The organism is Pseudomonas sp. RIT357, from assembly GCF_000632245.1.
Taxonomy (GTDB): domain Bacteria; phylum Pseudomonadota; class Gammaproteobacteria; order Pseudomonadales; family Pseudomonadaceae; genus Aquipseudomonas; species Aquipseudomonas sivasensis.
In genome coordinates, this window is the sequence record NZ_JFYX01000017.1 from 1 (window position 1) to 14,826 (window position 14,826).

Below are 14,826 nucleotides of genomic sequence, written 5' to 3' on the forward strand. Positions count from 1 at the left end.
GTGTCAGTCACTTGATGTTTTGACTGTTGCACCGCCATCGGGAGCAAGCCCCCTCCCACAGTTGAGTGGATTCCAGTCCGGCAATGTGTTGATCGTGAATGCGTAAAGATAAAGCTCAGTAACTGCCCCCCTGAAGATCAACATGTGGGAGGGGACTTGCTCCCGATGGCGGTGTGTCAGTCACTTGATATTCCAACTGAAGCACCGCCATCGGGAGCAAGCCCCCTCCCACATTTTTAACGCGTCAGGCTTGAGTGCGGGTGCTTTTTTCCACGACGCACATCGGCGTACCAGAAACCGGCTCATTGATGATCTGCACCTGCACCTCAAACACCTCCCGCATCAACTGCGCACTGATCACCTGGCCCGGCGCGCCATCGGCGACCAGATGACCGCCGTGCATCACCGCCAAATGATCGGCATAGCGGCACGCCTGGTTGATGTCGTGGAGCACGGTGATCACGGTCTTGCCTTCGGCGGCCAGTTCGCACATCAAGTCCATGAGTTCGACCTGATGACTGATGTCGAGATAGGTCGTCGGTTCATCCAGCAATACCACCGGCGCGTTCTGCGCCAGCACCATTGCCAGCCACGCGCGTTGGCGTTGGCCACCGGACAGATCCGCCAGGGCGCGGTCGGCCAGGTTGTCCAGTTCCAGGCGCTGCAGGGCCTGGTTTACCTGGCATTGATCGCTGCCGCTGAGGCGTCCCCACAATGAGTTGTGAGGACTGCGGCCGTAGGCAACCAACTGGCGCACGCTGACGCCTTCCGGCACCGGCAATACCTGGGGCAGAAACGCGATCTGCCGTGCCAGCTGGCGGGCGGACAAGGCGCTGTAAGGCTGGCCGTCGAGCGTCAGTTCACCCTGCGTAGGTTTGAGAATGCGCGCAAAGGCCTTGAGCAACGTGGACTTGCCGCAGCCGTTGGGCCCGATCAGCGCGGTGACTTTTCCCACCGGTGGCGCAAACGAAAGCCCCTGCACGATGCGTGTGCCGCCGTAGCCGATATCAAGCTCGCGGGCCTGGAGAATACTCATGTCATCAACCCTTGAACCGTGCCAGCAACCAAAGAAAATACGGTGCGCCAATCACCGCCGTCAGCACCCCGGCGGGGATTTCGCTGGGCGCGATCAACGTGCGCCCGAGGGTGTCGGCCAGCACCAGCAACAGCGCGCCGACCAGCATCGCCGCCGGCAGCAGGTACTGGTGATGCCCGCCCACCAACCGCCGCGCCATGTGCGGTGCGACCAGACCGATAAACCCAATCGGCCCGATCACGCCTACGCCCAGGCTGGTGAGCAGCACCGCGCACGCCATCGCCAGCCAGCGCGTGCGACTCAATGCGGTCCCCAGGCTGTGGGCCGCTTCATCACCGAGGGCGATCAGGTTCAGCGGTTTGGCCAGGCATAGCCCCAACGGGATCAGCAGCAGGAACGGCAACACCAGCGCCACATGGTGCCAGTTGCGGCTCCACAGGCTGCCGGTGAGCGCGAGCAGCGCGGTGTTGATATCCAGCGGATGGGACAGGATCAGAAACTCGGTGACGCTGGACAAGGTCACCGCAATCGCCACCCCGGACAGCGCGAAGCGCACACCGGAAAAACTCACGCCGGTGTTGTACAACGCCAGCAGCAAAGCGCCGCCGGCACCGCCCAGGCAGGCCACCAACGGCAGCCAGGCAATCGGCAGGTGCGGCCAACTGATGATCGCCACGGTCAGCGCCAACCCCGCGCCTTGGGTCACGCCGAGGATTTCCGGCGAGGCCAGCGGGTTGCGGATCACGCCTTGCACGATCGCACCAGCCAGGCCGAAGGCTGCGCCTGCGAGGATGGCGATCAGGCTGCGCGGCAGGCGGTGGTTCCACACTTCGAAGTCGAGGGCGTCATGGGCCAGCAGGCGATCGAAGACGGTCGCGGGCTTGAGCCACAACGTGCCGGCGCTGAGGCTGACGAAGGTCGCCAGCAGCAACAGGCCGAGCAGCAACCACAGGCGAAAACGTGGGCGGATCATAGGGCGCGCCTGGCAAGAAACAGAAAGAACGGTGCGCCGATCAGCGCAGTGACTACACCGGCCGGGGTTTCCACCGGAAAGGCCACGGCGCGGCTGAGCAGGTCGGCGCCGAGCACGATCACCGCGCCCAACGCCGCACTCAGCGGGATCAGCCAGCGGTAATCATTGCCGAGAAACTGGCGCAGTATATTCGGCGCAATCAAGCCGACAAAACCAATCGGCCCCACCGCGCAGACACTGGCGCCCACCAGCAACAGGCTGGCAATGAACACCTGCAAGCGCAGGCTGGCGATGCCCACGCCCAACGAGCGGGCGGCGTCTTCGCCAAGGTTGATCAGGTTCAGGCGTGGCGCACACCACAGCGCCCACAGGCCACCGATCAAGGTGCACGGCCACAGCAGTTGCACTTGGGCAGCGCCCACATTGGCGAGGGAGCCGGCCAGCCAGTTCAATACGCTTTGCGCCTGAGCCTCCACCAGAATCACCGTGAGCCGGGTCAAGGCAGCGCACAACGCCGCCACCGCCACGCCGGCCAATACCAAGCGACCTTGGGCCGTGGTCGGCGACCAGGCGCCACCGAGGCTGAACACCGTGACCCAGGCCAACGCGCCACCGATGCAGGTCATCAGCAAGGCGCCACCGGCAAACGGCGGTGCAACCAATCCTGTCGAAAACAACGCCAGCCCCAACGCCGCCCCCGCCGTCACGCCAAATAACGACGGCGAGGCCAGGCGGTTACGGGTGATGCCTTGCATCAGTGCCCCGGCAAGGCCCAGGCAAGCACCCACCAGCGCCGCACACACCGCGCGCGGCACCCGCAATTGGGCAACGATATAAGCCATATTGCCGCCGACAGCACCTTGATGAACCAAGCCATTCCAGGCATCTGTCGCAGTCAGGGTGAACGGTGACCAACTGTACAACGACAACCAGAACAGCACGGCGCCGAGCAGCACAATGCCCGCCGCCGCGAGACTACGCGCCATGTTTATTGGCTCAGTACGGCGTTGCCGCCCTTGAGAATCGCCAAGGCGTCTTCGGCGATCTGCTCCGAAGCGAGCACGCCACGGTTGCGCGCCCAGCTGTCGCCATCCACTTCGGCCACGTGCTTGTTACGCACGGCACCGAGCACTTGCCAGAGTGGCTGCTTGCTCCACGTGTCGACGATGCTCGGGCGACGGTAATGGCCGACCAGCAACCAACCGGGGTCCAGGGCCAACAGTTGTTCCAGGCTGACGAATTCGGTGGGGGCGGCATTGGCGCGCACCGAAGGCACTTTCAGGCCGATGGCTTGGAGCACGCTGCCAGCGTACGAATCCGGGCCGTGCACCGAAAAGCTGTCTTCGCGGGCGACACCGAAGAGCACGCTGGCACCGGCGGGAATCTGTTGGGCAATTTTTGTCAGGTTCGCGCGGTTCTGGGCGATGCGCGCTTCCATCTGCGGGCTTTTGCCCAAGGCCTTACCGATCAGCTCGGCGGACTTGAGGCTGCCCTCATAGTCCTCACCGCGCGAAGGCAGCAACAAGGTTGGCGCGATGCTGGCCAAGTCGCTGTACAGCGCTTGATGGCGATTGAGGTCGGCGACGATCAAGTCCGGCTTGAGCCGGGCGATTTCCTCGATACTCGGCTGCGAACGCAGGCCCACTGACGTCCACTGGCCGATGGCCTGGCGCACACGGGGCAAGACGCGGTTGGCGTCGCCATCATCCGCTGCACCGACGGGGGTCACGTCAACGGCAGCAAGGCTATCGAGAAAGGAGAACTCCAGCACCACCACACGCTTGGGCGCATCGGGCAGATGCACAGCGTGCTGGCCGTCGTTGAGATCGATGGGGGCAGCACTTAACAGGCTTGAAGAGAACGCCAGCAGGCAGGCAGCAAGGATGGGGATGGAGCGCAACAGTTGCATGAAGGGACCTCGGCGTTAAAACACCCCGGCTGGACCGGCTGGGGAAAACGGCGGGTACTATTCCATATCAGCGCGGCGTGATCAAAAAACATTCTCATTTGTGGGAGAGGACTTGCCCCTCCCTCATTTGTGGGAGGGGACTTGCCCCTCCCCCATTTGATCGGCGTCTAGAAGTCGACGGTGGCAGAGAGCAGATAGGTGCGCGGTGTCGACAGGGTCAGCCCCGGCTCGCTGTCATCCGACGCACCCGCCGAGCTCCAATAGCGTTTATCGGCGACGTTCTCCACATTTGCCCGCAGGGTGATGTGCTTGTCGTCGACCTTGAACCCATACCGGGCACCCACGTCGATACGGTTCCAGGCGTCGATTTCCTTGACGTTGGACTGGTCCAGGTACTGCGAGCTGGAGTGGATGCCACGGCTGGTCAGGGTCAGGCCTTCGAGCATCGGCACGTCCCACTCGGCGCCAACGTTGACGTTGTACTTGGGCGTGGCCGGCGCGCGGTTGCCGTCGTAGGTGCCGTTGGTGGTGTCCTTGAGTTTGCTGTCGATGTACATCACGCCGCCGAGCAGGCGCACACCCTTGAGCGGCTCGCCGAACACACTCAGTTCCGCACCGGAGTTTTCGCGCTTGCCGTTAGGCCCGAACAGCCTCGACGTGGCGTTGGTCTCGTAGGCCGGTTGCTTGATGCGGAACACGGCGGCCGTCACGCCGAAGGCACCGGCGTCGTACTTGGCGCCCACTTCCACCTGGCGACTGACAAACGGCGGGAAGATCTCGTTTTCGTTGCGCGACGTGGACGGCGCGATCTTGCCTTGGCTCAAGCCTTCCATGTAGTTGGCGTACAGCGACAGTTTGTCGGTGGCCTTGAACAGCAAGCCACCGGATGGCGAGAGTTTTTCTTCGTCGTAGTTGGTTTTGCCTTTGACCCCATCGCTCCAGTCGTCGACTTTCACCCGCTGCCAGCGCGCGCCAAGGGTCAGCAACAAGCGGTCTTCGAAGAAGCCCAGGGTGTCAGACAGGGCCACGCCGCTGAAACGGTTTTCGGTGTAGACCTTCGCATCCTGGCGCGTGGCCGTAGACGGCGTCGGGGTTTGCACAGGGTTGTAGAGATTGCTCGTGCCTTCTGGATAACGCGCGCCACCGTTAGTGAAGTCCATATAGAAGTCGCTGAGTGCCAGGTTGACCTCATGACTCACCGGCCCGGTATGGAACCAGTTGCGTACACCCGCCGTGGCCGTTCGCACGTTTTCATCACGGGTGAAATCCCGGGGCTGCACGCGGAAGTCACCGGCCGCATTGCTCACCGACACCGCATGGCGCAGGAACTCGTGATTACTTTTACGCGCGCCTACACCGCCGTAGAGCATCACCGAATCGCTCAGGTCATATTCGGCATTCACCGTACCGAAGGTGTCCTTGGTGCGGGCCTTGCTCCAGGATTGCGCGTAATTGCGGCGCACATCGTTGGCGCTCGGTACCGGCGCGGCGGCCGCTACCTGCACACGTTCCTGGGGCGCATCGGTATCCCGTTCGGTGCGGCCAATATCGGTGGACAACCGCAGGCGCTCGCCCCGGAAATCCAGGCCCAGCACGGCCATCTCGCGGTCGACACTCTGGTGATCCCATTCGGTGTCGCCGGACTGCTTCACGCCGTTGAAACGCAGGCCGAACTTGTTGTCCTCGCCAAAGCGCCGGCCCACGTCCACCGCCCCACCGGCTTGGCTATCCGAGGCCCAGGTGCCGGTAAACGAGGTGATGTCCTTGTCGGTGGCGCGCTTAGGCACCACGTTGATGCCGCCGCCCACACTGCCGCGCGGCGAGATGCCGTTGATCAGTTGGGTCGGGCCTTTGAAGATGTCGACGCGGTCGGCCATTTCCATGTCGATGGTGTAGGTCGGCAATACGCCATAGAGGCCGTTGTACGACACATCACTGTTGAACAGGCTGAAGCCACGAATGGTGAACTGCTCATAACGCCCACCGGCCGGGTTGGTGGCGCGTACCGAGGGGTCGCTGTTGATCAGGTCGCCGAGGGTGCGCGCCTGCTGATTCTTCACCGCATCGGCTGTGTAGGTGGTCATGCTGAACGGTGTTTCCATGAAGTCCCGCGTGCCCAGCAAACCTTGGGAACCACGGCGCGCCACTTGGCCACCGGCGTAAGTATCGCCGTCGTACAGGCCGGTGGTGCCGAGGATAGAGGTCGGCGCCAGTTCCAGGGTGCTGCCGTCCGGCACCGGCACCAACATGTAGGCCTGCTCGCCCATGGGTTGCAGTTGCAGGCCGGAGCCTTGCAGCAAGCGCGCGAAGCCCTCCTCCACGCCGTATTCGCCGGATAAACCACTGCTGCTGCGCCCGCTGACCAGCGCGGGGTCCACTGACAGGTTGACGCCCGACAACCCGGCAAAACGGGTCAACGCTGCGCTCAGGCTGCCGGCCGGCACCTGATAGCTGCGACGCGCCGCGGCGTCTTCGGCAAAGCTTGTAGGCACAAACAATGGGCTGGCGCTGAGGCTCAGCATCAGGCTCAGTTTGAGCAACGGGCGCAAACGCAAGGGTAGGACTGCGGACATTGGAGGAAGCTCTCGATTTTGTTCACTTGCCTGGAATGACAGGCGAGGTGAAAAAAGGGGACAGGCTTCGAGAGTTATTTTTTAGCCAATGGGCACTTCCAGCCCTACCTTGACGCGATCCAGCGCCACCAATGTCTTGAACCACTTCACGTTGGGGTTCTCGGCGAACAGCCGGGCGGCGAGATCCTGGTATTCCTGCATGCTGGCAACGTTCAGCACCAGCACGAAATCCGCTTCGCCGGTGACGTAATAACACTGCTGCACCTGGGGCACGGAGAAGCTGGCCTTGGTCGTCGACAGCGCGTCGATGCTGGTACGTTCGACGGAAACCTCGGCAATGATGGTGATCGGCTTGCCGGCCTTCACCGGGTCCACCAGGGCCACATTCGCGATGATCACTCCACCCTCTTCCAAGCGCTTGATGCGGCGTTGCACGGCGGCGGTGGAGAGGTTGACCTTCTCGGCGAGAGTACGCAGGGGCAAGGCGTTGTCGCGCTGCACCAAGGCCAGGATGGACCAGTCGAAGCCGTCCAGGTCCAGCGTGTAAGAAGCGGGTTTGGCCATTCGGTGCGTGCTCGACGGGGTGAGAAATTTTATCGAAAACAGCCTCGATTCAGAGACCAATGACGACCAGGGCCTCAATACTATCCCAACTCCTTCAGCATGCAGAAATGGAGCGTCTCATGGGGTTTTTGATTCACCTGTCGCCGGTGTTTCCGGTGATGTCGAAGGGTTCCGTCGCCACGCAGCGGCCGGGCATGCTGCGCCTTACCACACCGCGATATGGGAATCCGCACGTGGTTCGGTGCCGCCACACAACACGCCGCTGACCGGGTCACGCAGGATAATCTGCCCGCGCCCATAATCGGTCAGGTCGCTGTCGGTCTGCACGGTATGACCACGCCGCGCCAGTGCATTGACCAGGCCCCGCGAGGCGCCGTGTTCGATGCCAACCTTCATGTCACCCAGCCATTGCCAGCGCGGCGCATCCAGCGCGGCCTGGGGGTTGAGGCCGAAGTCCACTAGGTTCATCACCATCTGCACATGACCCTGGGGCTGCATATACCCCCCCATCACGCCGAACGGGCCGAGTGCCTCGCCGTCCTGGGTGAGGAAGCCGGGGATGATGGTGTGAAAGGTCTTCTTGCCCGGTGCCAGGTGGTTGGCATGGGCCGGGTCGAGGCTGAATTCCTGCCCACGGTTCTGCAGCGCAATGCCGCTGTCGGGCAACACAACGCCGGAGCCGAAGCCGTGATAGTTGCTCTGGATAAACGAGACCATATTGCCTTCGGCGTCCGCCGTGGCCAGGTACACCGTGCCGCTGGCGTGGGGGTCGCCGGGTTTGGGCGGCTGCGCCTGCTCGCTGATCTGGTCACGGCGGCGGCGGCTGTAGTCGTCGCTGAGCAGGTCGGCCACCGCCACGCGCATGTGCGCGGGATCGGTGATGTAGTGCAGCCCATCGCTGTAGGCAAGTTTCATCGCCTCCAGTTGGCGATGCCAGGTCTGCTGGCTGTCGCGGTGATCGAAGGTGAAGCCTTCAAGAATTTTCAGCGCCATCAACGCCACCAGGCCCTGGCCGCTGGGCGGAATTTCCCAGACATCCACGCCGCGGTAGTTGATATGGATCGGCTCCACCCACTGCGCGCGGTAATCCTTGAGGTCGCTGGCGCGCAGGTAGCCTCCACTGGCGCGCGAGTGGGCGTCAAGGCGCTCGGCCAGCGCGCCGCGATAGAGGCTTTCGCAGCAGGTAGCGGCCAGTTCTTCCAGGGTGCAGGCCTGGGCCGTGTTACGGAAGATCTCACCGGCGCGTGGCGCGCGACCGTCGATCAGGAAGGTATCGAACCACGCGTCCAGCACTTCGTCACGGTGCGGGCTGAATTCGTTCATGGATATCTGCCATTGATGGGCGACCACCGGCGACAGCGCAAAGCCTTCCCGCGCCAAGGAAATCGCCGGTTGCAGCAACTCGGCGAACGGCAACTTGCCGAAGCGTTGCGACAACTCAGCCCACGCCGACGGGCAACCCGGTACCGTGACTGGGGTCCAGCCATACAGGGGCATCTGTTCATGCCCGGCGGCCTTGACCGCCTCAATACTCAAGGCCGCCGGCGCGTGGCCGTTGCCGTTCAGGCCGTGCAACTGGCCCTTGCACCAGACCAGGGCAAACGCATCGCCGCCCAGGCCGCAACCGGTGGGTTCTACCACCGTCAGGGCGGCGGCCGTAGCGATGGCGGCATCGATGGCGTTGCCGCCTTTTTGCATGATTTCGATACCGGCCTGAGCGGCCAGGGGTTGCGACGCGGCGACCATGCCGCGACGGGCAAACACGCTCTGGCGTTGCGACGGATAAGGGTACTCGTGAGCAGAAAATTTCAACATGGCAAACGCTCTTCAAAAAGGGTCATAACACGCGACTGAGAAAGGCCCGGGTACGCGGATGGCTGGGGTGGCTGAAGATCTGTTCCGGCGGCCCCTGCTCGATGAGCTCGCCCTGATCGAGCACCACCACGCGGTCGGCCACTTCACGGGCAAACCCCATTTCATGGGTGACCACCACCATGGTCATGCCCTCCTCCGCCAGCTCCTTCATCACCTGCAAGACTTCGCCGACGGTTTCCGGGTCGAGGGCACTGGTGGGTTCGTCGAACAACATGGCCTGGGGCTTCATCGCCAGCGCGCGGGCAATCGCTACCCTTTGCTGCTGGCCGCCGGAGAGCATTGACGGGTAATGGTCGGCTTTGTCGGCCAGGCCGACCCGCGCCAGCAAGCCGCGCGCCTGTTCCAGCGCCAGGGCACGCGGGGTGCCGAGCACCTGGATCGGCGCCTCGATGATATTTTCCAGCGCAGTCATATGGGGGAACAGGTTGAAGCGTTGGAACACCATGCCGATGTCCCGGCGCTGACGGGCGATGTTGCGCTCCGAATCGCGTACCAGGCTGCCGTCGCTGCGTTCGCGATAGCCCATGGCGCGGCCGTTGACACGAATGCGTCCGCCCTGGATATCTTCGAGCAGGTTGATGCAGCGGATAAAGGTGGTCTTGCCAGAGCCGGAGGCGCCGATCAGCACCACCACTTCGCCCCGCCGCACTTGCAGAGAGATACCCTTGAGAATCTGCAACTCGCCGAACGACTTCTGAACATCCAAAGCCTCAATGATCAGCTCTTCACTTTGGTGCGCCATGGTTAACGTCCCCTCAGCAATTTCAGGGTGCTGCGACCGAACATACGGCTGGCGGCCGGCGGTGGCGAGGAAGGTCGATCGGACTGACCGAAGCGATTTTCGAGCCAGCGCTGGAAGAAGCCCCACAGGGTGGTCAGCGTCAGGAAATACAGGGCGACCACCAGGTACAGCTCGAACACGCGGAAGGTCGCCGAGGTGATCATCTGCGTGCTAAGCAATAGTTCCTGCACGCCGATCACGCTGACCAGGGTGGTGTTCTTGAGCATGACGTTGAACTCATTGCCTAACGGCGGCACGATCACGCGGAACGCCTGGGGCAGCACGATGCGCCGCATCAGTTTGGCAAAGCCCATACCCAGGGAACGCCCCGCTTCGTATTGGCCCTTATCCACCGCGCCGATACCGGCGCGGATGATCTCGGCCATGTACGCACCTTCGTTGAGGCCCAGGGCGATGATGGCTGCCTGGATATTGCCGGGGACGATCAGGCCGAACAGCTCGATGTCTTCGAAGCGGAAAATCCCGCCGGCCGCCAGTGCGGTGTACAAAAACACGATCTGCACCAGCAACGGTGTGCCGCGCATCAACCACACGTAAAAGCGCACCGGCAGGTGCAGCAGCGGATTCTTCGACAGGCGCAACAGCGCCGCCGCCAACCCCAACGCACAGCCCAGCAGCATCGCCAATATGCTGATCAGGCAGGTCAGCCACAGCCCGGTGAGGTACACCCCACTGGGCTGGAGCAGGTACTGCCAGAACACATCCCAATTGAAATTCATCGTCGGTGCGCCTCAGTCGAGTGTGTCGCTGCTGACATGCCATTTGTTAAGCAATTGCACGTAGCTGCCGTCGCTGCGCATGTCGCTGATCACCTGCTGTACGGCGGCGGTGAGCTGCGGGTCGTCCTTGCGCATGCCCAGGCCGGTGAGGATGCGGCTGAACGCGGGCACACCTTCCTGGAACAGATCCGGGGCCATTGCGGCGTAGTAGCCGGCGGTTTCCACGGTGGTGCCGTATGCGTCGACCTGGCTGATGCGCAGGGCCTGAAAGGCATCGGTGTCGGTGTTGTAGACCACCAGTTTCATCGGCGGCTTGCCGGCCTTGGTCAGGCTTTCATTCTGGGTATCGAGCAGGGTCTTGATGGTCGAACCGTTGAGCACCGCGACCTTGTGCCCGGACAAGTCATCCAGGGTCTTGATGCCTTTGGGGTTGCCCTTGGGCACCACCACCGACTGGCTGGAATACATATAGTTGACGATGTCGATCACCTGGCGCCGCTCGGGTTTGTCGAACAGTTGGTCAACGATCATGTCGCACTGCTGGGCGAGCAACGCCGGCACCAGCCCGGAGAACGGAATCACCCGCCATTGCACGTGCTTATCGCCCAGGCGTTTGGCTATTTCCAGCCCCAGATCGACAGTGAGCCCGCGCGGTTGCTGGGTTTCGTCGAAGGACACCAGGGGCGGTGAATCCATCCCCGAGCAGTAGGTGAGTTTGTCGACTTTCTGCAGGCGCTCCGGCACCTGGGGCGCAGCAAAAGCCCATTGGGTACAGAGGCCGAGGGAGACAGCCATCAGCAAGGCACGGCGTTTATGCATGACCAGACACTCCAGTTCGTTAAGTAACGGGGGCAGGACTCAACGTCAACACACGACAGCTTTCTTATTGTTCGGATTGCAGGAATTGGATCAGGGCGGGCACGGTGCCTTCGATGTGTTCGCGCACCACCGCTTCAGCGCGTGCCCCATCACCGGCGCGGATCGCCTCAAGGATCACCGCGTGTTCCTGACGTGCGCTGAGGGGTTTTTCGCCGTGTTGCAACCACAAGCGCATGGGCGCCTCCACCAGCGAGTACAGCGCCGAGATTTGCTTCATCAGGCGCGGGCGACCGCTGAGGCTGCACAGGTATTCGTGGAAGGCACGATGACGGCTGACCCACACGGCGCTTTCATCGCGGTAGTCGTCCATCTCGTCGAGCAGGCGCTCCAGCGCGGCGAGTTGCCGCTCACCGATACGGCCCACCGCGACGCGCACCGCCAGACCTTCCAGGGCGCTGCGCATCTCGAACACTTCGTGCAGTTCATCGATATCCAGGCCGCTGACGATGGCGCCACGGTTGGGACGCAAGGTCACCAGGCCCTGGGCGTCCAGGCGACGGAACGCCTCGCGCACCGGCATGCGGCTCATGCCGATCTCGCTGGCGATATCCTCAGCAATCAGCCGGTCGCCCTTGTGGTAGCGGCCACCGCAGATGGCGTCGAGGAGGAACTTGTAGGCCTCCTCCTCGGCGGTGAGAGGCTGGCGGTCAACGTAAGCGGGGGCGAACTGCATCGGCTGCACCTTTTGAATTTTTGTATCCAATTATCCACGGATGCAAAAATGCAGAATGCGTGCCAATCGTTCATGGGGTAAGCCAAGTGATTGATTTGGATGAAATAGGTCGCAAGTGCCTGACGGCACGCGCAAAGACGATGTAGGAATGTGCTACCAAATGGCTCAGAAAATGCCCCGTGCCGGGGCAGTGCGGTCGTCGGTAACAGCCACCTGCCCGTGCAGAATCAGACGGATTCGGCCGAATAGATGATGGTTTGTGCGGTGTCTTGCGCAACGGTCTGACGGGTGAAGTAGGTGTCGCCTTCGTCAGTCAGGATCTCGTAGTCGACGTTGCGGGTGGCGCTGGCGTGCTTGATGATCTTCAGCACGCGCTGGAATTTCACGCTCTGCGTTCCGTTCTGGCTGGGTCCGGTGAGGACGCTGACACTTTGAAACCATCCGGCGTGCTGCTTGTTGCTCAACAGGGCGCCGGTCATTGCTTCAAAACGTTCGAGCCGGGTGAAACCCCATAAAGTCTGCTCCTGCACGGTCGCATCCGGCGTGGCCGCGCCGGTAAACACAAACAGATTGATCGCCGGGCTGTCTTCACAAAAGAAGTCATAAGGGACCAGGCCATCGACCATTTTCCTGCCGGGCACAAAGCCTTTTTTATGCACCTGAAACATCGCCACCTCCACTCAATCAATGGTGACCAGTCTAAAGAGGTGCGACGTACAGGGCGGTCAAGCCAGTGTAATGTCGTGTAAAGATCGCGCGCTGTGCAGGTTGACCTCCACCGTCAGTCCCCCGGCCGGCTCGTTGCGCGCCACAATGTTGCCGCCATGCATTTGCACTGCCCTGGCCGCAATGGCCAAGCCCAGGCCAAAGCCCACGCTGGCGTCCCCTGCACCGCGCTCGAACGGGTTAAAAATGCTACGCAGCCGGCGGTTTTCGACACCCGGCCCCTGGTCGGTGATGTGCACGCAGAGGCGGTTCCCATCGCTGCTGATCCGGGCCGACACCTGCACCGTGGTGCCAGGCCGTGTGTAGCGCACAGCGTTGCGGATCACGTTTTCGAAGCAGCGGTACAGCAATTCGCCGCTGACACAGGCAATAAATGGCGGACATGCCCCAAGTTGCACGCGGCAGCCTTTGATGCCGGCTTCGAATTGCGCATTCTCGACAATCATCCCCAGCAACTCGACGATGTCCACGGCGTCACGCTCAATGCTTTCGGGGCGCCCCTGCAGACGAGCCAGGGTGAGCAGCGCCTCGATCAGCGTGTCCATGCGCTCGGATTCGCGCTCGATGCGTTCGAGCATTTCCACGCGCGCCACATCCTGGCGCAACAACCCGATAGCGGCCTGTATGCGCGTGAGGGGTGAACGCAGCTCATGGGAGATATCGTGCAATAAGTGCTGCTGAGCCTCCACCAGCACCTTCAGCTGGTTGGCCATGCGGTCGCAGTCTTCGGCCAGGTCGACGATTTCATCTCGGCGCTTGCCCATGGCGGGCTTGACCCGGGTTTCAAAACGCCCTTGGGCCGCGTCGCTCATGGCCCGCTTAAGATGAGCCAGGGGCCAGGCCAGGTAATACGCCATATAACCGCTGAACAACGCACTCATCAGCGTACCGATAATCAGCGGAATCTGGCGCCAGGGCCTGCCGTGATCGTCGGGGGCATGGGTGGACTTGACCGACAGCGACAGCCCTTCCTTACTGATGATTGATCGCTCATAGACCGGGTTCAGCACCGTTGAACCGGCCACCAGGTGGCCCGCGCTGTCATACACCCCAATGGCCTCGTCCGAGGGATGCTCCCACACGTTAAGCAGTTGGGTGGCCGCTTCGACACCAAATTGCTCCAGCAGTCTTTCTTCGCTGGTAAGAATGGCTTCCACGTGCGGATCACCCGCGCGAAAACTGCCCAGTTCAATCACGCCGACCCCCGCCAGGAACGTCAGGCTGGTGGCCAACCAGAAGGCCAGGAACAGCTTCCAGAACAGCAGGCTGGGCTTGGTCATTCGGCAATCAACAGGTAGCCGAGGCCGCGCACGCTTTGAATCCACGCCTTGGCATCCGCGCGTGGCCCGAGTTTTTGCCGAATGCTGCTGATGTGCACGTCGATACGCCGGTCGTAGCGGGTCAACGGGCAACCCAAGGCGTTCAACGACAGGTCCTTTTTACTCACCACCTGCCCGGCACTGCGGGCGAGCTCTTCGAGCAGGCTGAACTCGGTGCTGGTCACGCCCAGCTCAACTCCTTTCCATATTGCCTGGCGCTTGCCCGGCCACAACACCAGCGAGCCGGTCTTGATCATCTCCGAGGTCGGCTGGCCGGCTGGCTGCACCCTGCGCATGATGGCGCGCAGGCGAGCGACCAGCTCACCGGGGGAGCTGGGCTTGGGTACATAATCATCGGCACCTAGTTCCAGGCCGGTGATGCGGTCGATGTTGTCGCCACGGGCGGTGAGCAAGACCACCGGCACCTGGCTGACGGCGCGAATGCGCCGGAGCACCTCGATCCCCGAGCGCTGGGGCAGCATGACGTCCAGCACCACAATGCTGTAGCGCCCCGACAACGCCTCTGCTTCACCCTCCTCGCCCGTGTGCACGGCGGTCGCAGCAAATCCTTCGCGCTCCAGGTATTGGCTCAGCATTCCAGTGAGTTCCTGGTCATCGTCGACTAACAGTACGGAGATCATCGCGAGCTCGTCAGTGGGTGGTCGCGCATTATTGGCCCTGGCGCGTTTTTGCAGGCCAACCTTTACCTAACTTGACATTCGGTTAACCGCACCAAACGCCGCACGCTCTTAAGCTGCCTGTTCACCCGTCCGGCTGC

14 protein-coding genes are annotated in these 14,826 nt (G+C 62.3%); all 14 read right to left on the reverse strand.

Annotated elements, in window-relative coordinates:
* Nucleotides 1-244 precede the first annotated feature (244 nt).
* A complete protein-coding gene (gene fecE, locus BW43_RS14320) occupies nt 245-1,036 on the reverse strand; it encodes a Fe(3+) dicitrate ABC transporter ATP-binding protein FecE (RefSeq protein ID WP_032886917.1) in 792 nt (263 codons plus the stop codon).
* A gap of 4 nt (nt 1,037-1,040) precedes the next feature.
* Nucleotides 1,041-2,009, reverse strand: coding sequence for an iron chelate uptake ABC transporter family permease subunit (locus BW43_RS14315; RefSeq protein WP_032886918.1), 969 nt, complete (start codon nt 2,007-2,009; stop codon nt 1,041-1,043).
* Nucleotides 2,006-2,995: an iron-dicitrate ABC transporter permease FecC gene (fecC, locus tag BW43_RS14310; RefSeq protein WP_032886919.1), complete on the reverse strand. Its 990-nt coding sequence runs from the start codon at nt 2,993-2,995 to the stop codon at nt 2,006-2,008. The genes BW43_RS14315 and fecC overlap by 4 nt, the downstream gene beginning before the upstream one ends.
* 2 nt (nt 2,996-2,997) lie before the next feature.
* Nucleotides 2,998-3,918 (reverse strand): Fe(3+) dicitrate ABC transporter substrate-binding protein, encoded by a 921-nt coding sequence (locus tag BW43_RS14305; RefSeq protein ID WP_032886920.1) that lies wholly within the window; start codon nt 3,916-3,918, stop codon nt 2,998-3,000.
* 167 nt (nt 3,919-4,085) lie between these two features.
* Nucleotides 4,086-6,491 carry a TonB-dependent receptor gene (locus tag BW43_RS14300; RefSeq protein ID WP_032886922.1) on the reverse strand — a complete coding sequence of 802 codons (2,406 nt, stop codon included), beginning with the start codon at nt 6,489-6,491 and terminating at the stop codon, nt 4,086-4,088.
* Nucleotides 6,492-6,572: 81 nt separating this feature from the next.
* Nucleotides 6,573-7,055, reverse strand: a complete 483-nt coding sequence (locus BW43_RS14295; protein ID WP_032886925.1) for an Lrp/AsnC family transcriptional regulator — start codon at nt 7,053-7,055, stop codon at nt 6,573-6,575.
* A gap of 204 nt (nt 7,056-7,259) precedes the next feature.
* Nucleotides 7,260-8,870 carry a gamma-glutamyltransferase family protein gene (locus BW43_RS14290; protein WP_032886928.1) on the reverse strand — a complete coding sequence of 537 codons (1,611 nt, stop codon included), beginning with the start codon at nt 8,868-8,870 and terminating at the stop codon, nt 7,260-7,262.
* Nucleotides 8,871-8,892: 22 nt separating this feature from the next.
* Nucleotides 8,893-9,672 carry an amino acid ABC transporter ATP-binding protein gene (locus BW43_RS14285; RefSeq protein ID WP_032886930.1) on the reverse strand — a complete coding sequence of 260 codons (780 nt, stop codon included), beginning with the start codon at nt 9,670-9,672 and terminating at the stop codon, nt 8,893-8,895.
* Between the two features lie 2 nt (nt 9,673-9,674).
* Entirely contained in the window at nt 9,675-10,451 is a 777-nt protein-coding gene (locus BW43_RS14280) for an amino acid ABC transporter permease (protein WP_032886933.1), read from the reverse strand.
* A gap of 12 nt (nt 10,452-10,463) precedes the next feature.
* Nucleotides 10,464-11,270 carry an ABC transporter substrate-binding protein gene (locus BW43_RS14275; RefSeq protein ID WP_032886935.1) on the reverse strand — a complete coding sequence of 269 codons (807 nt, stop codon included), beginning with the start codon at nt 11,268-11,270 and terminating at the stop codon, nt 10,464-10,466.
* Between the two features lie 64 nt (nt 11,271-11,334).
* Nucleotides 11,335-12,003 carry a GntR family transcriptional regulator gene (locus BW43_RS14270; RefSeq protein WP_032886938.1) on the reverse strand — a complete coding sequence of 223 codons (669 nt, stop codon included), beginning with the start codon at nt 12,001-12,003 and terminating at the stop codon, nt 11,335-11,337.
* 227 nt (nt 12,004-12,230) lie between these two features.
* Entirely contained in the window at nt 12,231-12,671 is a 441-nt protein-coding gene (locus BW43_RS14265; RefSeq protein WP_032886940.1) for a hypothetical protein, read from the reverse strand.
* A gap of 57 nt (nt 12,672-12,728) precedes the next feature.
* Nucleotides 12,729-14,009 (reverse strand): ATP-binding protein, encoded by a 1,281-nt coding sequence (locus tag BW43_RS14260; RefSeq protein WP_032886942.1) that lies wholly within the window; start codon nt 14,007-14,009, stop codon nt 12,729-12,731.
* Nucleotides 14,006-14,689, reverse strand: coding sequence for a response regulator transcription factor (locus tag BW43_RS14255; RefSeq protein ID WP_032886945.1), 684 nt, complete (start codon nt 14,687-14,689; stop codon nt 14,006-14,008). The genes BW43_RS14260 and BW43_RS14255 overlap by 4 nt, the downstream gene beginning before the upstream one ends.
* Nucleotides 14,690-14,826: the final 137 nt, after the last annotated feature.